Genomic DNA, 20,756 nt, shown 5'->3' on the forward strand with positions numbered 1-20,756 from the left:
GGGCGGAGGCGCCGGGTCGTCGGGGGTGGGAAAGCGCCCCTCGCGGCTCCTCCCCCTCTTCTACGCTTGGCCCGTGAACGGCGAGTCGTCCCGTGAGCGGCGGCCCGGCAAGTCCATCCGGGTACTGCTCGCGGAGGATCAGGGGATGATGCGCGGGGCGCTGGCCCTGCTGCTCGGGATGGAGGAGGACATCGAGGTGGTGGCGCAGGTCGCCGCCGGTGACGCCATCGTGGACGCCGCCCTGATCCACCGCCCCGACGTGGCCCTCCTCGACATCGAACTGCCCGGCCTGAGCGGACTGGACGCCGCCGCCGAGCTGCGCGACCAGGCGCCGGACTGCCGGGTGCTGATCCTCACCACCTTCGGCCGGCCCGGCTATCTGCGCCGGGCCATGGAGGCGGGGGCCGCGGGGTTCCTGGTCAAGGACGGGCCGGTGGAGGAGCTGGCGGAGGCGATCCGCCGGGTGCTCACCGGTGAGACGGTCGTCGACCCCGCGCTGGCCGCCGCCGCACTCAGCGCCGGACCCAGCCCGCTGACCGCCCGCGAGACCGACGTCCTGAAGGCCTCGGCGGACGGCGCGACGGTCGCCGACATCGCGGCCGTCCTGCACCTGTCGGAGTCGACGGTCCGCAACTACCTCTCGGCGGCCATCGGCAAGACCGGCACCCGCAACCGCGCCGAGGCCGCCCGCGAGGCCCGCCACCAGGGGTGGCTGTAGGGACGCGGCCGGGGCTGACATGCGCTCAGATCGTCATGACATGGTCAAGAAATCGTTAGCTGACCAAAGCATCGGAATAGTTGCCCGTGCATACGGGTTGCTGATCGACATGACACGAACGACGACCGACCAGCCCGCCCGGTCAGCGAGCGGGGCCGTCGTCCCGGTGCTCGCCTTCGCGGGCATCGTGGTCGCGGTGATGCAGACGCTGCTCGTCCCGGTGATCAAGGACCTCCCGCAGCTGCTCCACACCGCGCCCACCAACGCCACCTGGGTCCTGACCTCCACCCTGCTCTCGGGCGCGGTCGCCACCCCGATCATGGGCCGCCTCGGCGACCTGTACGGCAAGCGGCGCATGCTGATCGCCAGCCTCGCCGTGATGGTGGCCGGCGCGCTGATCAGCGCCGTCACCGACGACCTGCTCACCATGATCGCGGGCCGCACCCTGCAGGGCTTCGCGATGGGCGCGATCCCGCTCGGCATCGGCCTGATGCGCGACACCCTGCCGCGCGAGAAGCTCGGCTCGGCGATGGCCCTGATGAGCTCCTCCATCGGCGTCGGCGGCGGCCTCGCCCTGCCCGCCGCCGCACTGGTGGCCCAGCACGCCGACTGGCACGCCCTCTTCTACGGCGCCGCCGGCCTCGGTGTGCTCTCCATCGTCCTCACCCTGCTCACCGTCCCCGAGTCCCCGATGCGCGCCGAGGGCTCCTTCGACCTGCCCGGCGCGCTCGGCCTGTCCGCCGGCCTGGTCCTGCTCCTGCTGCCGATCACCAAGGGCAGCGACTGGGGCTGGGCCTCGGGCACCACGCTCGGCCTGTTCGCCGCCGCCGTGGTGGTCCTGCTGCTGTGGGGCCTGATGGAACTGCGGGTCAAGGCACCGCTGGTCGACCTGCGCACCACCGCCCGCCGCGAGGTCCTGCTCACCAACCTCGCCTCGATCATGGTCGGTGTCAGCTTCTACGTCGTCTCCCTCGTGCTGCCCCAGCTGCTCCAGCTGCCCACCGCCACCGGGTACGGCCTCGGCCAGTCCATGGTCGTCGCGGGTCTGTGCGTGGCCCCGCTGGGTCTGACGATGATGTTCACGGCCCCCGTCTACGCCCGTCTGTCCGCCCGCTACGGCCCCAAGGTCACCCTGATCATCGGCCTGCTGGTGATCGCCGTGGGCTACGCCGGCGGCCTCGGCCTGATGGACGCCGCCTGGCAGACCGTCGTCACCTCCGTGATGCTCGGCGCGGGCATCGGCCTCGCCTACTCCTCGCTGCCCGCGCTGATCGTCGGCGCGGTCCCGGCCTCCGAGACCGGCGCGGCCAACGGCCTGAACACCCTGATGCGGTCCATCGGCACGTCGGTCTCCAGCGCCGTGATCGGCATGGTGCTGGCGAACACGGCCGACCACGTCGGCGGGGTGGCGGTGCCGACCATGCACGGTTTCCGGGTGTCCTTCCTCATCGCCACCGGGGCGGTGGCCGTGGGCCTGCTCATGGCTCTGCTGCTGCCGGGGCGGCGGCCCTCCGCAGTGCCGCAGCTCGTCGCCTCCAGCGAGGAGGACCTCCATCTGGAGCGGGCCGAAGCGGTGCTGCGGGGCTTCCGTGGGCGGGTGCTGTCCGCCGACGGCTCCCCGGTCGCCCGGGCCAAGGTCACGCTGATCGACCGGCGGGGGCGGCAGGCGGGGGCGACGGTGTCCTTGGCGGACGGCAGCTATGCACTGGCCGTGCCGGCTTCTGGGGCGTACGTGCTGGCAGCGAAGGCTGCCGGGCATGCGCCGTTGGCTTCGGCTGCGAGTCACCCCGGGGATGAGGTGGCCGTTGAGCTGGATCTTTCGTTGCCCGGTGAGACGGAGCGCTCCGCGGTGGTGCCTGGATAGGTCGTCCGGCGGCTGCGGGGCCGTTGTGGCTGGTCGCGCAGTTCCCCGCGCCCCTTTCGGGGCGCCCATCGCACCCCCCGTCGAGATGTCGACGGGGGGTGCGGCAGCATGGGCCCACTGATGCGCCGTACGACCGAGAGGCCGCCCCATGTCCACCGCCCCCAAGCCCGAGATCCTCGCCGCGTTTCAGGCGGCCAAGGGGTTCATGCCGGTCGATGAGGGGCTGGCGTTGTATGCGGCCGCTGTCGAGGCGGGGGCGTTGGGGCTGCCGTTGCTGGAGGTCGGGACGTACTGCGGGCGGTCCACGATCCTGCTGGCGGATGCCGCGCGGCAGGCCGGGGTCGTCGCCGTCACCGTCGACCATCACCGGGGCAGCGAGGAGCAGCAGCCGGGGTGGGACTATCACGACCCGGAGACGGTCGACCCGGAGATCGGGCTGATGGACACGCTGCCGACGTTCCGGCGGACGCTGCACCGGGCCGGTCTGGAGGACCACGTCGTCGCGGTGGTGGGCCGCTCGCCGCAGGTGGCGGCGTTCTGGCGGAGCCCGCTCGGTCTGGTCTTCATCGACGGCGGGCACACCGACGAGCACGCGAGCGCCGACTACGAGGGCTGGGCCCCGCATGTCGCCGAGGGCGGGCTGCTCGTCATCCACGACGTCTTCCCGGACCCGGTGGACGAGTTCACGGGCCAGGCGCCGTACCGCATCTATCTGCGGGCGCTGGCGTCGGGCGCGTTCACGGAGGTGTCCGTGACGGAGTCGATGCGGGTGCTGCGGCGCACGGGCAGCGGAATCTGAACGTCGGGCATCCGCCCCGGTTAGGGTGGCAGGCGTGTCGTACCTGGGCCCCGACTTCGATCCCCCGCAGCCTCCCCGCTCCCGCCGCCGCCCGCTCCTCGTAGGGCTCGCGGCGCTGGTGCCGGGGGCGCTGCTCGGCTGGCTGGTGTACGAGGCCGTGGGCGCCCCGGGCGGCACCGGGGGCCCGGGGCGGGCGGCGACCGTGGCGACGCCGACGACCGGTTCCCCGTCGGCCCGGGACGACGGCAAGCAGCCCGCCGGCTCCCCCAAGCCGGCGCCCCGCCCTTCCTCCGCCCCCTCCTCGTCCGCGCCCGCCGCCACCGGCCCCCTCAAGGGCAAGGTCGTCGTCATCGACCCCGGCCACAACCCCGGCAACTTCCAGCACACCGCCGCCATCAACCGGCAGGTGGACATCGGCACGAACTCCAAGGAGTGCGACACCACCGGCACCTCCACCAACTCCGGTTACACCGAGGCCCGTTTCACCCTGGACGTCGCCCGGCGGCTGCGCACGCTGCTTCAGCAGCAGGGCGCCACGGTGCGGTTGACGCAGGACGGCGACCGGCCGTACGGCCCGTGCGTGGACGAGCGGGCCCGGATCGGCAACACCGCCGGCGCCGACGCGGTCGTGTCGATCCACGCGGACGGCTCCGCGCAGGGCAACCGCGGGTTCCATGTGATCCTCCCGGCGGCGGTGCACGCGGGCGCCGCCGACACCCGGGCCATCGTGGGCCCCTCGCGCGATCTCGGCGAGCGCATCGCCGGCAACTTCGTGCGCGTCACCGGCAGCGCGCCCTCCAACTACCTCGGTGACGGCACCGGAATCGTCACGCGGAAGGACCTGGGCGGTCTCAATCTGTCAACGGTTCCCAAGGTGTTCATCGAGTGCGGCAACATGCGCGATAGCAAGGACGAGGCGCTGCTGACCAGCGGCGCCTGGCGGCAGAAAGCGGCGCAAGGGATCTCTGAGGGAATCGTGAGTTTCCTGCGCGGGTAGGGATCAACGCGCTCTTCCCTGCGGACAGCCTCGTCGGACGGACGATAAGGTCGTCCTTACGATGAGGGGCCACCCCCGCGCTTCACACCGGGGCCTGACGGCGACATGGTGACAGCGACGCCTCTTCCGACGACGAGACGACCTATGAAGGACCTGAAGTGAATATCCGCTCCCTCACTCGGGGCGACGGCGTGGTGATCGGAGCAGCGGTATTGCTGTTCATCGCGTCGTTCCTCGATCTGTCCGGCTGTGACGCCCCGGACCCGTACTGCAACGCGGCCGACTTCCCGAACGCGTGGGACAGCCTGGGACTGGGTCTCGGCACCTACCTGGCAGGGGTGATCGGCGCCGTACTGGTCGTGCTCGCCCGTCTCCAGCCGGGTGGCCCGCGCAAGCTCGCCGGCCAGGACCTGGGAGCGTTCGGCACCGCCGTCACCGTGGTGGTCGCCTGGGTCCTGCTGTGGTCCCTGATCGACTCCGGCAACGCCGGGGCCGGTCTCATCCTGGGCTTCCTCGCCGCCGCGGTGCTGGCCGGCGCGGCCATCGCCACCCCGTTGGTCCGGGCGCTCCAGGGCCCGCTGGTGCCGGCGCAGCGGCCCGCGGCGCCGCAGCCCTACGGCGCCCAGCCGCAGGGCGGTTACGGCTACCCGGGCGCGCAGCAGCCGCCGTACGGCGGTCAGCCGCAGCCGGGTGGTGCGCAGCCCTTCGCCGGCGGTCAGCCGCAGGCCGCGCAGCCGCAGCCGACGCAGGCGCAGGCGCCGGCCGGGGACTTCTCCCCGTTCTGGTTCGCGGTGCCGGTGCCGCGTCCGCTGTTCCCGGAGGACGGCTCGCCGACGCCGATCGCCGAACTGGCGCCGGGCACCTGGTACCTGGCCGTCGAGCAGCGCGGTGCGCAGCTGGTCGCGCAGACGCAGGACGGTCGCCGGGGCGTGCTGCAGGACACCTCGGGCATCCAGCGCGGCTGACCGGCCGCCCTCGTCGCCTCACGGCCCCTCGCCCTTCCGGGCGGGGGGCCGTTGCCGTACCCTCGCAGCCGTGGCTGACACACCGTCAGGAGGCGTGCATGCGGCTGGGACTCGCCCTCGGGTACTGGGGCCGCGGCCCCGCACCGCACCACCTGGCGCTCGCCCGGGAGGCCGAGCGGCTCGGCTATCACTCCGTGTGGACGTCGGAGTCCTGGGGCTCGGACGCGTTCACCCCGCTGACCTGGATCGCCGCGCACACCTCGCGGATCCGGCTGGGCACGGCGGTGGCGCAGATGGCCGCCCGGCCGCCGACGACCACGGCGATGCACGCGCTGACCCTGGACCACCTCTCCGGCGGGCGGATGCTGCTGGGGCTCGGGCTGTCCGGGCCGCAGGTGGTGGAGGGCTGGTACGGGCGCCCGTTCCCGTCCTCACCGCTGACCGCGACCCGCGAGTACGTCGATGTCGTACGGCAGGTGCTGCGGCGTCGGGCGCCGGTGGCGCTGGACGGGCGGTACCACCCGCACCCCTACCGCGGCCCGGACGGCACCGGGCTCGGCAGGCCGCTGAAGCCGATCACCCACCCGCTGCGGGCCGAACTGCCCGTGCTGCTCGGTGCGGAGGGCCCGAAGAACGTGGCGCAGACGGCGCGCATCGCCGACGGCTGGCTGCCGCTGTACTGGGCGCCGAGCCGGCCGGAGGTGTACGGCCCGGCGGTGGCCGAGTTGCCGGAGGGGTTCCTGGTGGCGCCGCTGGCCCAGGTGCGGGTGTGCGACGACGTCGCCGAGGGGCTGCTGCCGGTCAAGGCGATGCTCGGCTTCTACATCGGCGGCATGGGGCACGCGGCCCGCAACTTCCACGCCGACCTGATGGCCCGCATGGGCTACGGGGAGGAGGCCCGGCGCATCCAGGAGCTGTTCCTGTCCGGGCGCCGGGAGGAGGCGGTGCGGGCGGTGCCGGACGCCTTCGCCGACGAGATCTCCCTGGTCGGGCCGCGTGTCCGGATCTCCGGGCGGCTGCGTCAGTGGCGCAGGGGCCCGGTCACGGACCTGCTGGCCCTGACCGACGACCCGCACACCCTGCGCGTGCTGGCCGAGCTGAACTCCGAGAGGGATCAGGACACTTCGCCCGTCTGACGGGTTTCACGTCCCGGCCGGCGGCAACCCGACGGGTATGTCCCCTCGATATCGCAGTGCGAATCAGGCCGGGACGGTCATCGCGGTCATCGCCGACGTCATGGCCGTCATCCTCGGCCTGTGGATCCTGATGTACCTGCTGGACGCCAACCGGGCCAACGACCTGGTGCAGTTCGTCCACAACACGGCGAACTGGCTGGCGAGCTGGTCCCGTGACCTGTTCACCTTCGACGACGCCTGGGCCCGAGTGGTCGCCGGCTACGGCCTGGCCGCGGTGGTCTACCTGTTCGTGGGCCACGCGATCGCCAACCGCATCCACCGGCACTGAGCGATCCAGGCCGGCCGCAACCCCCTGGGGCGCGGGGCTCCCCCCGGCGCCCCGCGCTCAACAGCAGTCGGTCTCCAGCCCCCTGGGCAGCAGCTCCCCGCCGAACACCGCACAGGTCGCCTCATGCCCACCCAGCGCCGCGACAGCGAGCAGCAGCGACCCGGCCGTCCACGTCGTCAGCTCACGCGGCCAGATCGCCGCGTCCTCGAAGACGTAGCCCGTCCAGTACAGGCCGGTCCCGGGGTCGCGCAGGTGCTGGATGGACTGGAGGATCTCCAGGGCCCGGTCGGACTCGCCCATCGCCCACAGCGCCAGGGCGAGTTCGGCGGACTCGCCGCCGGTCACCCACGGGTTGGGGACCACGCAGCGCACCCCGAGGCCGGGCACCACGAAGTCGTCCCAGCGCTCCTCGATGCGGGCCTTGGCCTCCGCGCCGGTGAGCGCGCCGCCCAGCACCGGGTAGTACCAGTCCATCGAGTAGCGGTCCTTGTCCAGGAACCGCTCCGGGTGCCGGCGTATCGCGTGCCGCAGCGCACCGGCCGCCAGCTCCCAGTCCGGCTGCGGCTCCTCACGCTGCTCGGCGAGGGCGAGCGCGCACCGCAGCGCGTGGTGGACGGAGCTGGAGCCGGTGAGCAGCGCGTCCGCGGTCGCCGTGCCGTCGTCGTCGCGGCGCCAGCCGATCTGCCCGCCGGGCTGCTGCAGGCGCAGCACGAACTCGATCGCCGCGTACACGGTGGGCCACATGCGGTCCAGGAACGTGTCGTCGCCCGTGGACAGGTAGTGGTGCCACACGCCGACGGCGATGTAGGCGACGAAGTTGGTCTCGCGGCCGGTGTCGGTGACGTCGTCGTGGGCGCCGTCGGCGTAGGCGGCGTACCAGGAGCCGTCGTCGTTCTGGTGGCGGGCCAGCCAGTCGTAGGCCCGCTCGGCGGCGGCGTGCTCGCCGGCCGCGTCCAGGGCCATCGCGGCCTCGGTGTGGTCCCACGGGTCGAGGTGGTGGCCCCGGAACCACGGGATCGCGCCGTCCTCCCGCTGCACGGCGAGGAGGCCGCGCACGGTGGCGGCGGCCTGCTCGGCGGTGAGGACCCCGGGCAGGACCAGGTGTTCCGTCCGGGGAGTGGTCACGCGGCGTCCACCGGGGGCAGGTGCGGCTTGGTCGCGTAGACGACGAAGCTCTTGCCGATCAGCGGGTTGAGCGCCTGCTCGGCGACCCGGGTGGCCAGCGGCTTCTTCATGATGTCCCAGACCAGCAGCTTGTGGTACGCCCGCACCGGCAGCGCCTTGTCGTTGTCCACGCCGAAGGCGCACTTGAGCCACCAGTACGGCGAGTGCAGCGCGTGCGCGTGGTGGGTGCCGTAGGGCTTGAGGCCGGCCTCGCGGACCTTGGCGAGCAGTTCGTCGGCCTTGTAGATGCGGATGTGGCCGCCCTCGACCTCGTGGTAGGCGTCGGACAGCGCCCAGCAGACCTTCTCGGGTCCGTAGCGGGGCACGGTGATGGCGATGCGGCCGCCGGGCCGGAGCACCCGGACCATCTCGGCGAGGACGCCCTTGTCGTCGGGGATGTGCTCCATCACCTCGGAGATGATGACGACGTCGAAGGAGTCGTCGGGGAAGGGCAGGGCCAGGGCGTCGCCCTCCATGGCCGTCGCGGTGGCGCCCTCGGGTGCCTCGCCGGCCTCCTTCATCGCCGCGAACCACTTGGCGACCTCGCGGATCTCCTCGCCGTTCTGGTCGAGGGCCACGACCTGGGCGCCGCGCCGGTAGCACTCGAAGGCGTGCCGGCCGGCTCCGCAGCCGAGGTCCAGGACACGGTCGCCCGGGGCGAGCGGGAACCGGGAGAAGTCGACGGTCAGCACGAGGCCCTGCTTTCGGAGTAGACAGCTGCTGTTGCGGTCGCGGTACGGCCCGGGCGGCGGCCCGGGGAGGCGTCGATCGCCTCGCGGTAGCGGGCCACCGTGCCCTCGGCGGCCCGCGCCCAGGTGAAGTGGCGCAGTACGCGCTCACGGCCGGCCCGGCCGAGGCGGTTCCTCAGCTCCGGGTCGCCCAGCAGCCGGCCCAGCGCCGCGGCCAGCGCGCCGGCGTCGCCGGGCGGCACCGCGAGGCAGGTCTCGCCGTCCCGGCCGGCGACCTCGGGGATGGCGCCGCCGGTGGTGGCGACCAGCGGGGTGCCGGTGGCCATGGCCTCGGCGGCCGGCAGCGAGAAACCCTCGTACAGCGACGGCACGCACGCGACCTCGGCCGAGCGGACCAGGTCGACGAGTTCGGCGTCGGAGATGCCCTTGACGAAGTCGACGGCGCCCTCCAGGCCGTAGCGCTCGATCGCCTGCGCGACCGGGCCCTCGGTGGGCCGCTTGCCGACCACGACCAGGTGGGCGTCGCCGTGCTCGGTGCGCACCTTCGCCAGCGCCTCGACGAGGAAGACCAGGCCCTTGAGCGGCACGTCCGCGCTGGAGGTGGTGACGATCCGGCCCGGCACCTTGGCCACGGACGCGTCCGGCGAGAACAGGTCGGTGTCGGCGCCGATGTGCACGACGTGGATGCGGTCCTGACGTACGCCCAGGTGGTCGACGATCTCCTGGCGGGAGGTGCCGGAGACGGTGAGCACGGACGGCAGGCGGCGCGCGACGCGCTTCTGCATCCGGGTGAAGGCGTACCAGCGGCGCACGGAGTAGCGGCGCTGCCAGGTCGCGGCGGCGTCCAGCTCCAACTGCCGGTCGACGGTGATGGGGTGATGGATCGTCGTGACGAGCGGTGCGCCGATGTCGCCGAGCAGCCCGTAGCCGAGGGTCTGGTTGTCGTGGACGACGTCGAAGTCACCGCGCCGGGCGCGCAGATGGCGGCGGGCGCGCAGGGAGAACGTCAGCGGCTCGGGGAAGCCGCCGGTCCACATCGTGCCGACCTCCAGGGCGTCGATCCAGTCCCGGTACTCCTCCCGCCTGGGGGTGCGGAAGGGGTCGGGCTGGCGGTAGAGGTCCAGGCTCGGCAGCTCGGTGAGGCGCAGTCCGTCGAAGCCCTCGTCGAGGACGGGGTAGGGCTGCGCGCCGATGACCTCGACCCGGTGGCCGAGGCGGGCCAGCTCGCGGGAGAGGTGGCGGACGTAGACGCCCTGGCCACCGCAGAACGGGTTCCCTTTGTACGTCAGGAGCGCGATGTCGAGCGGTCGCTCGCCGTCCGCGGCGCGGTCCTGGGGGGACCCCGTCCGACTGGCCTCAGCGGTCACTCCGGGCCCCTCTCTGCCTGCACTGTCCCGGGACATTACGCCGGGACGCTAATCTAGAACAAGTTTCAGACTTGATCGCTCAGGAGGCTCTGAATCTACCGGCAGGTAGCGACGCTGTGAGCAGTGGATCAGGTGATTCACACCACGGGCGGGCGGCTGCCATGCTGTCCGAACGCACGCCCTCACCGACTGTCACGGACGGGAACCCATGCCTGCGCAGCCAAGTACCACGCGCCCCGCCTCCTCCCCCCTCACCGAGCGTCAGGAGGAGCGCCGCCGCCGCATCCTGCGCGCGAGCGCGCAGCTGGCCAGCCGGGGCGGCTTCGACGCGGTGCAGATGCGGGAGGTCGCGGAGGCCTCACAGGTGGCGCTCGGCACGCTGTACCGCTACTTCCCGTCCAAGATCCACCTGCTGGTGGCCACGATGCAGGACCAGTTGGACCACATGCACGGCACGCTGCGCAAGAAGCCGCCGGCCGGCCGGACGGCGGCGCAGCGGGTGGCGGAGACCCTGATGCGCGCCTTCCGTGCCCTGCAGCGCGAGCCGCACCTGGCGGACGCGATGGTCCGCGCGCTCACCTTCGCCGACCGCAGCGTCTCCCCGGAGGTCGACCAGGTCTCCCGTCAGACGACGGCGATCATCCTGGACGCGATGGGTCAGGACGACCCCACCCCCGCCCAGTTGTCGGCCGTCCGCGTCATCGAGCACACCTGGCACTCGGCCCTGATCACCTGGCTCTCGGGCCGCGCCTCGATCGCCCAGGTGAAGATCGACATCGAGACGGTGTGCCGGCTGATCGACCTGACGGAGTCCGAGGCCCCGAGGCCCCTGTCCTGAGTCCGCCCGCCCTCACTCCTCCGGTGGGAACACCGGCTCCCCGCTCTCCAGCAGGGTGATGGTGATGGCCTCCACCGGGCAGTTCTCGGCGGCCGTCAGGACGCGTTCGTCGGCGTCCGTGCCGGGGGCGAGCGGGTGGGACTGGCGGGCGCCGTCCAGCCGGAAGCCCTCCGGTGCCCGGTGCACGCACTGGGCGGAGCCGATGCACAGGGAGCGGTCGACCTCGACGTGCCAGCGGTCGCCCATCGCTCACGCCCCCGCCGGCAGGTGGATCATCTTGTGCTCCAGGTACGCGCCGTAGCCCTCCGGGCCGAACTCCCGCCCGATCCCGGAGTTCTTGTAGCCGCCGAACGGGCCCAGCATGTCGAGGCTGAAGGTGTTGACCGAGTAGGTGCCGGTGCGGACCTGGCGGGCCACCTCCACGCCGCGCTCCACGTCGGACGTCCACACGCTGCCGGACAGGCCGTAGTCGGAGTCGTTGGCGATCCTCACCGCCTCCCGCTCGTCGCCGTACGGCAGCAGGCAGACGACCGGGCCGAAGATCTCCTCGCGCGCGACGCGCATGGAGTTGTCGACGTCGCCGAAGAGGGTCGGCTCGACGTACCAGCCGCGCTCCAGGCCCGCCGGCCGGCCGCCGCCGGTGAGGATCTTGGCGCCCTCCTCCTGGCCGATCCGGATGTAGTCGAGGCTGCGCTGCTGCTGGCGCCGGGCGACGAGGGGGCCCACCTGGGTCGCCGGGTCCAGCGGGTCACCGGTCACCAGCGCGCCCGCGGCGGCGGCGAAGGCGTCGGCGAACTCGTCGTAGCGGGAGCGCGGCAGGAGGATGCGGGTCTGGGCCACGCAGGCCTGGCCGTTGTTCATGAACGCCGCCGGGACGACACCCGCGACCGCCGCCTCGACGTCCGCGTCCGGCAGCACCACCGCCGCCGACTTGCCGCCCAGCTCCAGCGTGACCCGGGTGAGGTGGCGCGCGGCGACCTCCATCACGCGCCGGCCGGCCGGGACCGAGCCGGTGAAGGAGACCTTGTCGACGCCGGGGTGGCCGACCAGGTACTCGCTCACCTCGCGGTCGGCGGGCAGGATCGACAGCACGCCGTCCGGCAGCCCGGCCTCCCGCGCGATCTCGCCGAGGACGTAGGCGTCGAGCGGTGACTCGGGCGACGGCTTGAGCACCACCGTGCAGCCGGCGAGCAGCGCCGGGGCCAGCTTGGCGGCGGCGACGAACTGGGGGACGTTCCAGGGGACGACGGCCGCGACCACCCCGACCGGTTCGCGCCGTACGAGCAGCGGGCCGAGCACGCCGTCGCGCCGCTCCTCGTAGGTGAAGTCCCGGGCGACCTTGAGCGCGCTGTCCCAGACCATCATCGCGCCCAGCGCCTGCGCGAGGACGCTCCAGGAGTACGGGGAGCCGTTCTCGCGGGAGATGATCCGGGCCAGCTCCTCGTGCCGGGCGAGGATGCCGTCCTTGATCCGGGTGACGGCCTCGGCCCGCTCCGCGAGCGTGGCGCGCGGCCAGGGTCCTTCGTCGAAGGCGCGGCGCGCTGTGGCCACCGCCCGGTCGACGTCGGCGCGCGAGGCGTGCGGCACGCGGCCGATGACCTCCTCGGTGTGCGGGCAGACCACCTCGATGACGTCCGTGCCGAGCGGGTCGGTCAACTCCCCGCCGATGAACAGCTGCCGGTGTTCCACGAGCTCGGTCGCCATGGCCTGCCGCCTCCCGAGAGCCGATGCCTGAGCCGATGTCTGACGGTCCATCAGATATGGAGATACGTGAACTGATATCAGTTCCAGGGGGAGGAGTCCACGGGACGGACAGCGCGGGAGCCGGCGAAAGGAACGGATGACTCGGGCTACCGTCGAAACCCGTTCTAGTTATAGTGACGGAACGCGGCGACGAGGGGGACCCATGGCGCAGGTGCACGACCACGGCGGCGGCGTGAAGTCCCTCGCGGTCCCCATCCCGGACAACCCCCTCGGGCACACCCTGGTGTACGTCCTCGACACCGACGCCGGCCCGGTCCTGATCGACACCGGCTGGGACGACCCCGCCTCCTGGGACACCCTCACCGAGGGGCTGGCCGCCTGCGGGACGTCCGTCACCGAGATCCACGGTGTGCTGGTCACCCACCACCACCCCGACCACCACGGCCTGTCCGCCCGGGTGCGCGAGGCGTCCGGGGCGTGGATCGCGCTGCACGCCGCGGACGCCGCCGTCGTACGGCGCACCCGGTCCGCGCCGCCCGCGGCCTGGTTCTCCTACATGGCCGCGAAACTGGCCGCCGCCGGCGCCCCCGAGGAACACCTGGCCCCGCTGCGCAGCCCGCGCCCGCTGCCCGGTCTCTCCCCCGCCCTGCCGGACCGGGAGATCGTCCCCGGCGAACTGCTGGACCTGCCGGGCCGCCGGCTGCGCGCGATCTGGACGCCGGGCCACACCCCCGGCCATGTGTGCCTGCACCTGGAGGAGGAGCACCCGGCCGGACTGCCCGGCCGTGGCCGCCTGTTCTCCGGCGACCACCTGCTGCCCGGCATCAGCCCGCACATCGGCCTGTACGAGGACCCCGACGACACCACCGTCACCGACCCCCTCGGCGACTACCTCGACTCCCTGGAACGCGTCGGCCGGCTCGCCCCCGCCGAGGTGCTCCCGGCCCACCAGCACGCCTTCACCGACGGACCGGGGCGGGTGCGGCAGTTGCTGGCCCACCACGAGGAGCGGCTGACCGGCCTGCTGTCCCTGCTGACCGAGCCGCTCACCCCGTGGCAGCTCGCCGAGCGCATGGAGTGGAACCGGCCCTGGGAGCAGATCCCCTACGGCTCGCGGAACATCGCGGTCTCCGAGGCCGAGGCGCATCTGCGGCGGCTGGTGAAGCTCGGGCGGGCGGAGGCCGCGCCGGGCAGCGACCCGGTGGCCTACACGGCCGTGTGAACCCCGGCCATGGCCGCCCCCGGGCCCTTTCCTACGGCCCGGTAAAGTAGCGGAGTCGTCATCACACCCGTACAGGGGGAAGCCGGTGCAAATCCGGCGCTGACCCGCAACCGTGAGCCGCCGTAACGGTGGCGAGCCGGATCGCCCTGTGCGGACGTGAACGGCTCACGCACCGTCGAGGTCTACGGAGCCGAGCCGCCCGGGGTCACCCCGCGCTGCCCGGCTCCCCGTCCAGGGAGAGGCAGCCGCCGATCATGAACATCCGTCGCAGCGCCGCGGCCGTCGCCGCCGTCGCCGTGCTCGGCGCCGCCGCGCCCGCCATGGCCGCGCCGACCGGCCCGTCCCCGTCGCAGGCGCTGCCCTCCGGGCTGTACGGCACCGCCGACCCGACGTACGACGGTGTGTGGCGGCAGTCGCTCGCCCTGCTCGCGCAGCACACGGTCGGGGTGAAGCCCGCCGAGAAGGCCGTCGACTGGCTGTCCGGGCAGCAGTGCGCGAGCGGCGCGTTCGCCCCGTTCCGCGCCGAGCCGGCCAAGCCGTGCGACGCGAAGACCATGGTGGACACCAACCAGACCGCCGCCGCCGTCCAGGCCCTCGCCGCGCTCGGCGGCCACGACGCCGCCGTGAGCAAGGCCGTCGCCTGGCTGAAGTCCGTGCAGAACAAGGACGGCGGCTGGGGCTACGTCGCGGGCGGGGCCAGCGACACCAACTCCACCTCCGTCGTCGTCGGCGCGCTCGCCGCGACCGGCGAGAAGCCCGAGAGCGTCGTCAAGGACGGCAAGTCGCCCTACGACGCGCTGCTGAAGCTCGCCCTGCCGTGCGCCGAGGGCGGCGCCTTCGCCTTCCAGCCCGACAAGTCCGGCAAGCTCGCCGCCAACGCGGACGCCACCGCCGCCGGTGTCCTCGGGGTGCTGGGCAAGGGCCTGGTGACCGGCGCGGGCACGCAGTCCGCGGCGAGCTGCAAGGACGCCCGCACACCGGCTCAGGCCGCCGCCAACGGGGCCGCCTATCTGGAGAAGGCGGTCGCCAAGGACGGCCACCTGACCTCCGCGATGCCCGGCGCCACCCCGCAGCCCGACTACGGCAACACCGCCGACACCGTCGTCGCGCTCGCCGCGCAGGGCGGTGCCGCGCGGGCCGCGAAGCCGCTCGCCTGGCTGGAGAAGAACAGCGCGGCCTGGGCGAAGCAGAGCGGGCCCGCCGCCTACGCCCAGCTGATCCTCGCCGCGCACGCCGCCGGCGCCGACCCGCGCCACTTCGGCGGCCAGGACCTCGTCGCCGGGCTGAACGCGACCGGCCCGGCCCCGCAGGCCGCCGAGCAGAAGGCCGGCAAGGACGGCAAGGACGGCAAGGACGACGACTCGCCGTTCGGCGTGTGGTGGTTCGTCGGCGTCTGCCTGGTCGCCGGCATCGGCGCCGGCTTCCTGATCAGCGGCCGCAAGGGGCGCACCAAGTGATCCGCCGCGCCGCCCTGCTGTGCCTGGCCGTGCTGCTGCCGCTGATGGCGGCGGGCCAGGCGCATGCCGTCGGCTACCGGTACTGGTCGTTCTGGGAGCGCGACGGGTCCACCTGGACCTACGCCACCCAGGGCCCGTCGACCGCCCGCCCGGCCGACGGTGCCGTGCAGGGCTTCCGGTTCGCGGTGAGCGAGAACTCCGCCGACGCCGCCCGGCCGCGCGGCGCGGCCGGCTTCGCGGCGATCTGCGCGCGGACCCCGCGGCAGGACGGCACGAAACGGGTGGCGCTGGTCATCGACTTCGGTACGGCGGCCGACGCCCCGTCCGGCGAGCGGCCGCCCGCCGCGCGCACGGCCTGCGCCCGCGTGCCGCGGGACGCCACCACGGCCGAGGCCCTGGCCGCCGTCGCGCGGCCGCTGCGGTACGACACCAACGCCCTGCTGTGCGCGATCGCCGGGTACCCGGAGAAGGGATGCGGCGAGCAGGTCTCCGGCAAGGCCGAGGCCACGGCCGCGCCGCAGAAGCCGGACTCCGGATCGGACGGCCCCTCGGTCGGCCTCATCGCGGGCGGCGCCGCCGTCGCCGTACTGGGCGCGGCAGCGGTGTGGCAGGCGCGGCGGCGGCGTGCCTAGTCACCGGGGCGCCGCCACCGTGCACCCCGGTGCGTGGTGGCTGTGGGCCCTGGGCCTCGGCACCGCCGCCACCCGCACCACCAACCCCCTGCTGCTGGCCCTGCTGGTCGCGGTCTCCGCGTACGTCGTGACGTCCTGCCGCCCGAACGCGCCCTGGGCCCGCTCCTACTCCGCGTTCCTGAAGCTGGCCCTGGCCGTCCTCGTCGTACGCCTGTTCTTCGCGGTGGTCCTCGGCTCCCCCGTGCCCGGCACGCATGTCGTCGTCACGCTGCCCGAAGTGCCGCTGCCCGACTGGGCGCAGGGCATCCGGCTCGGCGGCCGGGTCACCGCCGAGGGCCTGCTGTTCGCGCTCTACGACGGGCTGCGGCTGGCCGCGCTGCTGGTGTGCGTCGGCGCCGCGAACGCCCTCGCCAACCCGCACCGGCTGCTGAAGTCCCTGCCGGGCGCGCTGTACGAGACCGGCGTCGCGGTCGTCGTCGCGCTCACCTTCGCCCCGCACCTGATCGCCGACGTGCAGCGGCTGCGGGCCGCGCGCCGGCTGCGGGGCCGCCCGGACCGGGGGCTGCGCGGGCTGCTGCAGGTCGGACTGCCGGTGCTGGAGGGCGCGCTGGAGCGGTCCGTCGCGCTCGCCGCCGCCATGGACGCCCGTGGCTACGGCCGCGGCGCGGACGTGCCCGCACCGGTGCGCCGTACGACGGCCGCGCTCACCCTGGGCGGGCTGCTCGGCGTGTGCGCGGGGACGTACGGCCTGCTCACCGCCGACGGCGGCGGCTACGGCCTTCCGGTGCTGCTCGGCGGGCTCGCCGCCGCGCTGGCCGGGCTGTGGCTCGGCGGCCGGCGCACCCCGCGCACCCGCTACCGCCCCGACCCGTGGGACGCCCGCGCCCTGTCGGTCGCCGCGAGCGGCGTCGCCGTGGCCGCCGCGCTCGTGCCGGCCGACTCCCCCGCCCTGCACCCCGGCGTGGTCCCGCTCACCGCGCCCGCGCTGCCGCTGTGGCCGGCGGCGGCCGCGCTGCTCGGCCTGCTGCCGGCGTTCGTGGCGCCCTCGCCCAGGGAGCCGTCCCCCGAGGAGCCGTCCCCCGGGGATGCGTTGCCCGGGGAGCCGTCCCCCGGGAAGGAGCCGGGGAAAAAGCCGAAGAAGCCAGGGAAGAAGCCCGGCAGGACGCCCGCGAAGAAGTCAGAGGTGCCGTCGTGATCCGCTTCGAGAACGTCTCCGTGACCTACGACGGGGAGGGCGAACCCACCGTCCGGGGCGTCGACTTCGAGGTACCCGAAGGGGAACTCGTGCTGCTGGTCGGCCCCTCCGGCGTCGGCAAGTCCACGATCCTGGGCGCGGTGAGCGGGCTCGTCCCGCACTTCACCGGCGGCACCCTGCGCGGGCGCGTCACGGTCGCCGGCCGCGACACCCGCACGCACAAGCCGCGTGAACTCGCCGACGTGGTCGGCACGGTGGGCCAGGACCCGCTCGCCCACTTCGTCACCGACACCGTCGAGGACGAACTCGCCTACGGCATGGAGTCCCTGGGCCTGACCCCGCAGGTGATGCGGCGCCGGGTCGAGGAGACGCTGGACCTGCTCGGCCTCGCCGATCTGCGCGACCGCCCGATCGCCACGCTCTCCGGCGGGCAGCAGCAGCGCGTGGCGATCGGCTCCGTCCTCACCCCGCACCCCCGGGTCCTCGTCCTGGACGAGCCGACCTCCGCCCTGGACCCGGCCGCCGCCGAGGAGGTCCTCGCCGTCGTCCAGCGCCTGGTGCACGACCTGGGCACGACGGTGCTCATGGCGGAACACCGGCTGGAGCGGGTCGTCCAGTACGCCGACCGGGTCGCCCTGCTGCCGGGCCCCGGCGAGGCGCCCGTGGTCGGGGCCCCGGCCGACATCATGGCCGTCTCCCCGGTCTGCCCGCCGGTGGTCGACCTGGGCCGGCTCGCGGGCTGGTCCCCGCTGCCGCTGACGGTCCGCGACGCCCGGCGCCGGGCCGGCGAGCTGCGGGAACGGCTGGCGGACCGGGACACCACCCCGGAACGGCCGGCGGACCGGGACACCACCCCGGAACGGCCGGCGGACCGGGACACCACCCCGCCGGCCACTCCCCCGGTCACGGCACAGGCCCGCTCCGGCCGGCCGGCCCCCTCCCGCCTGGCCCGGCTGCTGCGCCGCCGCCCCGACGACGCCCCGCCCGCCTCGCCGTACGCCGCCGAGGTGCGCGCGCTCGCCGTCCGGCGGGGCCTGGTGCAGGCGCTGCGCCGCGTCGACCTGACCGTGTCCCCCGGCGAGACGGTCGCCCTGATGGGCCGCAACGGCGCGGGCAAGTCGACGCTGCTCAACACGCTCGTCGGGCTGGTCAGGCCCACCTCCGGCACCGTCCTGGCCGGTGGCGCCGCCCCCTACGGCTCGCCGCCGCGCGAACTGGTGCGCCGGGTCGGCCTGGTGCCGCAGGAGCCGCGCGACCTGCTGTACGCCGACACCGTCGCCGCGGAGTGCGCGGCCGCCGACCAGGACGCGGGCGCGGCGCCGGGAACCTGCCGGGCGCTGGTGTCGGAGCTGCTGCCCGGCGTGACCGACGACACCCACCCGCGGGACCTGTCCGAGGGACAGCGCCTCGCCCTCACCCTGGCCGTCGTCCTGACCGCCCGGCCGCCGCTGCTCCTGCTGGACGAGCCGACCCGCGGCCTGGACTACGCGGCGAAGTCCCGCCTGGTCGCGGTCCTGCGTGAGCTGGCCGCCGCCGGCCACGCCGTGGTGCTGGCCACGCACGACGTGGAGCTGGCCGCCGAGCTGGCCCACCGGGTGGTCCTGCTCGCCGAGGGCGAGGTGATCGCCGACGGCCCCACGGCGGACGTCGTGGTGTCCTCGCCGTCCTTCGCCCCGCAGGTGACGAAGATCCTCGCGCCGCAGCAGTGGCTGACGGTCACGCGGGTCAGGGAGGCGCTCGCATGACCCGGATACGCGCCGTCCGTCTGGGCCCCCGCTCCATCGCCACGCTCGCCCTCGTCTCGGCGGTCGGGGTGGCCGCGCTGATGTGGCCGTTCCTCGCGCCGCCCGGCTCCCAGGTGCTGGCGCACGCGCAGGACGCCCCGTGGCTGTTCGCCGGCCTGCTGGTGCTGTTGGTCGCGGTGGCCGCGGCGGCCATCGCCGAGTCCGGGCTCGGCCCGAAGGCCGTCGCGATGCTCGGCGTGCTGGCGGCGACCGGCGCGGCGCTGCGGCCCCTCGGCGCGGGCACGGCCGGTATCGAGCCCATGTTCTTCCTGATGGTGCTCAGCGGGCGGGTCCTCGGCCCCGGGTTCGGTTTCGTGCTGGGCGCGGTGACGATGTTCGCGTCCGCGCTGCTGACGGGCGGGGTGGGCCCGTGGCTGCCGTTCCAGATGCTGTCCATGGGCTGGTTCACGATGGGCTCGGGCCTGCTGCCGGGCCCCGGCCGGCTGCGCGGCCGCGCGGAGATCGCCCTGCTCGCCGGATACGGCTTCCTGGCGGCCTTCGCCTACGGCACGGTCATGAACCTGGCGGGCTGGACCTTCATGAACGGCAACGCCTCGGACATCGCCTTCGACCCGGACGCGACCGTCCCCGCCAACCTGGCCCACTTCGTCGCGTACTGCCTCGCCACGTCGCTGGGCTGGGACCTGGGCCGGGCGATCGTCACGGTCGTCCTCACCGTGACGCTCGGCCCGGCGGTCCTGCGGGCGCTGCGCCGGGCCACCCGCCGGGCGGCGTTCGAGACGCCGGTCACCTTCGACGCGCCCGGCGAGTGAGACCTCGTACGCCGACGGTGAGCGCGCGGGGGTCACGGCGGTGAAGCACCCCACATGACCCAGCTCACCTACGAGGCCGGGCCGTAGATCGTCCGGTGTGTCATGCCCTCGTCGACAGGGCCTCTGACCTGCGCTTTGAGAGCCAGGTCACACACTCGACCTTTCCTCTCGATGCGACCACAACTAGTAAAAGGGGGCATTGCGGACGCATATCGAGCCTGTTTCTCTGGATGACGTCGCACGGCGCCGACGAGCCCCGCAGGGCCTCGGCGCCGACGCATGCCACGGCCGCAAGCCACGCGGCTCCGCGCACCACGCGGTTCCGGCGTGCCGACGACACCACAGTCCCCGACGAAAGGCTCCCCGTGACCGCCGCTTCCGTTCTCCGTCGCATCTCCGCCCCGAAGAAGGCCCTCGCCGGTGCCGCCCTGGCCGCTGCCGCGTGCGGTTCCCTGATCGCCGCCGCGCCCGCCCAGGCCGCGACGACGCAGGCCTCCTCGGCCCGGGCGGTCGCGCAGAAGATGATCGGCAACACGGCGCAGTACCAGTGCTTCTCGAACATCGTCGAGCGCGAGAGCGGCTGGAACCCGAACGCCACCAACGCCTCCAGCGGCGCCTACGGCCTGGTCCAGGCCCTGCCGGGCTCCAAGATGGCCTCGGCCGGCTCCGACTGGAAGACCAACCCCGCGACCCAGATCAAGTGGGGCATGAACTACATGAACGAGCGCTACGGCAGCCCGTGTGGCGCCTGGAGCTTCTGGCAGGCCCACAACTGGTACTGATGGCGCCGGTACGGAACCACACCCCCGTACCCCGGCAGACGCGAAGGCGGCGGCCCCCGATCCCCTGGGCCGCCGCCTTCGCCGTACCCCGCGAGTCTCTTTCGCCGTACGCGCGGACCTCTGCGGAGTTCGCACGCTTGCTCCACTTCTTCCTTCAACCTTGGGAAAAGCTTCCGGAAACCCGGCCGGTTCCTTTTTGCGACCGCATGACCGGCACCACGGAACCCGACATTCACAATGGGCGCAATCACGGCGTCTCCCAGGTGAACTCCGGTCAACGGCAAGGGACTTCTTGGTCGCCTTTTGAAACCGCCTTGAACGTCTCTTTCGGCGACCATGAGG

The 20,756-nt window shown here is 73.6% G+C and carries 20 protein-coding genes and 1 riboswitch; of the genes, 15 read left to right on the plus strand and 5 right to left on the minus strand.

Annotated elements, in window-relative coordinates:
- Positions 1-73: 73 nt before the first annotated feature.
- From C3489_RS31455 to C3489_RS31485, 7 genes are all read left to right on the plus strand, one after another.
- Complete coding sequence (locus C3489_RS31455) at positions 74-718, plus strand: response regulator transcription factor (protein ID WP_103785535.1); 645 nt, start codon at positions 74-76, stop codon at positions 716-718.
- A gap of 109 nt (positions 719-827) precedes the next feature.
- Positions 828-2,582, plus strand: coding sequence for an MFS transporter (locus C3489_RS31460; protein ID WP_103785536.1), 1,755 nt, complete (start codon positions 828-830; stop codon positions 2,580-2,582).
- A 148-nt stretch (positions 2,583-2,730) separates the two neighbouring features.
- On the plus strand, positions 2,731-3,381 hold the full coding sequence (locus tag C3489_RS31465; protein WP_103785513.1) for a class I SAM-dependent methyltransferase: 651 nt from the start codon (positions 2,731-2,733) through the stop codon (positions 3,379-3,381).
- A gap of 34 nt (positions 3,382-3,415) precedes the next feature.
- Positions 3,416-4,378 carry an N-acetylmuramoyl-L-alanine amidase gene (locus tag C3489_RS31470; protein ID WP_103785514.1) on the plus strand — a complete coding sequence of 321 codons (963 nt, stop codon included), beginning with the start codon at positions 3,416-3,418 and terminating at the stop codon, positions 4,376-4,378.
- 158 nt (positions 4,379-4,536) lie between these two features.
- Positions 4,537-5,343 carry a DUF5336 domain-containing protein gene (locus C3489_RS31475; protein ID WP_103785515.1) on the plus strand — a complete coding sequence of 269 codons (807 nt, stop codon included), beginning with the start codon at positions 4,537-4,539 and terminating at the stop codon, positions 5,341-5,343.
- Between the two features lie 98 nt (positions 5,344-5,441).
- Complete coding sequence (locus tag C3489_RS31480) at positions 5,442-6,479, plus strand: LLM class F420-dependent oxidoreductase (protein WP_103785516.1); 1,038 nt, start codon at positions 5,442-5,444, stop codon at positions 6,477-6,479.
- 37 nt (positions 6,480-6,516) lie between these two features.
- The gene (locus C3489_RS31485; protein ID WP_103785517.1) at positions 6,517-6,807 is read left to right on the plus strand and encodes a hypothetical protein; all 291 of its coding nucleotides are present in this window, start codon (positions 6,517-6,519) and stop codon (positions 6,805-6,807) included.
- A 57-nt stretch (positions 6,808-6,864) separates the two neighbouring features.
- On the opposite strand, the gene C3489_RS31490 is transcribed toward C3489_RS31485, so the two are convergent.
- Genes C3489_RS31490 through C3489_RS31500 form a run of 3 tightly spaced genes read right to left on the minus strand, consistent with a single transcriptional unit; the run spans position 6,865 to position 10,027 of the window.
- Positions 6,865-7,932 carry a prenyltransferase/squalene oxidase repeat-containing protein gene (locus C3489_RS31490; protein ID WP_103785518.1) on the minus strand — a complete coding sequence of 356 codons (1,068 nt, stop codon included), beginning with the start codon at positions 7,930-7,932 and terminating at the stop codon, positions 6,865-6,867.
- On the minus strand, positions 7,929-8,663 hold the full coding sequence (locus tag C3489_RS31495; RefSeq protein WP_103785519.1) for a class I SAM-dependent methyltransferase: 735 nt from the start codon (positions 8,661-8,663) through the stop codon (positions 7,929-7,931). The genes C3489_RS31490 and C3489_RS31495 overlap by 4 nt, the downstream gene beginning before the upstream one ends.
- On the minus strand, positions 8,657-10,027 hold the full coding sequence (locus tag C3489_RS31500; RefSeq protein ID WP_103785520.1) for a glycosyltransferase family 4 protein: 1,371 nt from the start codon (positions 10,025-10,027) through the stop codon (positions 8,657-8,659). The genes C3489_RS31495 and C3489_RS31500 overlap by 7 nt, the downstream gene beginning before the upstream one ends.
- A 208-nt stretch (positions 10,028-10,235) precedes the next feature.
- On the opposite strand from C3489_RS31500, the gene C3489_RS31505 reads away from it, so the two are divergent.
- A complete protein-coding gene (locus C3489_RS31505; RefSeq protein WP_103785521.1) occupies positions 10,236-10,865 on the plus strand; it encodes a TetR family transcriptional regulator in 630 nt (209 codons plus the stop codon).
- 12 nt (positions 10,866-10,877) lie between these two features.
- Here C3489_RS31505 and C3489_RS31510 read toward each other — a convergent pair whose 3' ends face one another.
- Positions 10,878-11,111, minus strand: a complete 234-nt coding sequence (locus tag C3489_RS31510; protein WP_103785522.1) for a ferredoxin — start codon at positions 11,109-11,111, stop codon at positions 10,878-10,880.
- A gap of 3 nt (positions 11,112-11,114) precedes the next feature.
- Entirely contained in the window at positions 11,115-12,569 is a 1,455-nt protein-coding gene (locus tag C3489_RS31515) for an aldehyde dehydrogenase (protein ID WP_103785523.1), read from the minus strand.
- A gap of 202 nt (positions 12,570-12,771) precedes the next feature.
- Here C3489_RS31515 and C3489_RS31520 point away from each other — a divergent pair, with 202 nt between their 5' ends.
- The 7 genes from C3489_RS31520 to C3489_RS31550 all read left to right on the plus strand — a co-directional run bounded on the left by C3489_RS31520 (position 12,772) and on the right by C3489_RS31550 (position 20,414).
- The gene (locus C3489_RS31520) at positions 12,772-13,791 is read left to right on the plus strand and encodes an MBL fold metallo-hydrolase (protein WP_103785524.1); all 1,020 of its coding nucleotides are present in this window, start codon (positions 12,772-12,774) and stop codon (positions 13,789-13,791) included.
- Positions 13,792-13,819: 28 nt separating this feature from the next.
- Positions 13,820-13,956: riboswitch (cobalamin riboswitch) on the plus strand.
- An 89-nt stretch (positions 13,957-14,045) separates the two neighbouring features.
- Positions 14,046-15,248 carry a prenyltransferase/squalene oxidase repeat-containing protein gene (locus tag C3489_RS31525; RefSeq protein WP_103785525.1) on the plus strand — a complete coding sequence of 401 codons (1,203 nt, stop codon included), beginning with the start codon at positions 14,046-14,048 and terminating at the stop codon, positions 15,246-15,248.
- The gene (locus C3489_RS31530) at positions 15,245-15,880 is read left to right on the plus strand and encodes an SCO2322 family protein (RefSeq protein WP_181139922.1); all 636 of its coding nucleotides are present in this window, start codon (positions 15,245-15,247) and stop codon (positions 15,878-15,880) included. Before C3489_RS31525 ends, C3489_RS31530 begins: the two co-directional genes overlap by 4 nt.
- Complete coding sequence (locus C3489_RS31535; protein ID WP_258055035.1) at positions 15,873-17,075, plus strand: energy-coupling factor transporter transmembrane component T; 1,203 nt, start codon at positions 15,873-15,875, stop codon at positions 17,073-17,075. The genes C3489_RS31530 and C3489_RS31535 overlap by 8 nt, the downstream gene beginning before the upstream one ends.
- Entirely contained in the window at positions 17,072-18,820 is a 1,749-nt protein-coding gene (locus tag C3489_RS31540) for an ABC transporter ATP-binding protein (protein ID WP_103785527.1), read from the plus strand. Before C3489_RS31535 ends, C3489_RS31540 begins: the two co-directional genes overlap by 4 nt.
- Positions 18,817-19,632: an ECF transporter S component gene (locus tag C3489_RS31545; protein ID WP_103785528.1), complete on the plus strand. Its 816-nt coding sequence runs from the start codon at positions 18,817-18,819 to the stop codon at positions 19,630-19,632. The genes C3489_RS31540 and C3489_RS31545 overlap by 4 nt, the downstream gene beginning before the upstream one ends.
- Before the next feature lie 365 nt (positions 19,633-19,997).
- A complete protein-coding gene (locus C3489_RS31550) occupies positions 19,998-20,414 on the plus strand; it encodes a lytic transglycosylase domain-containing protein (protein ID WP_258055036.1) in 417 nt (138 codons plus the stop codon).
- Positions 20,415-20,756 lie beyond the last annotated feature (342 nt).

The sequence above is a fragment of the Streptomyces sp. Ru71 genome (genome assembly GCF_002920535.1).
Lineage (GTDB): Bacteria > Actinomycetota > Actinomycetes > Streptomycetales > Streptomycetaceae > Streptomyces.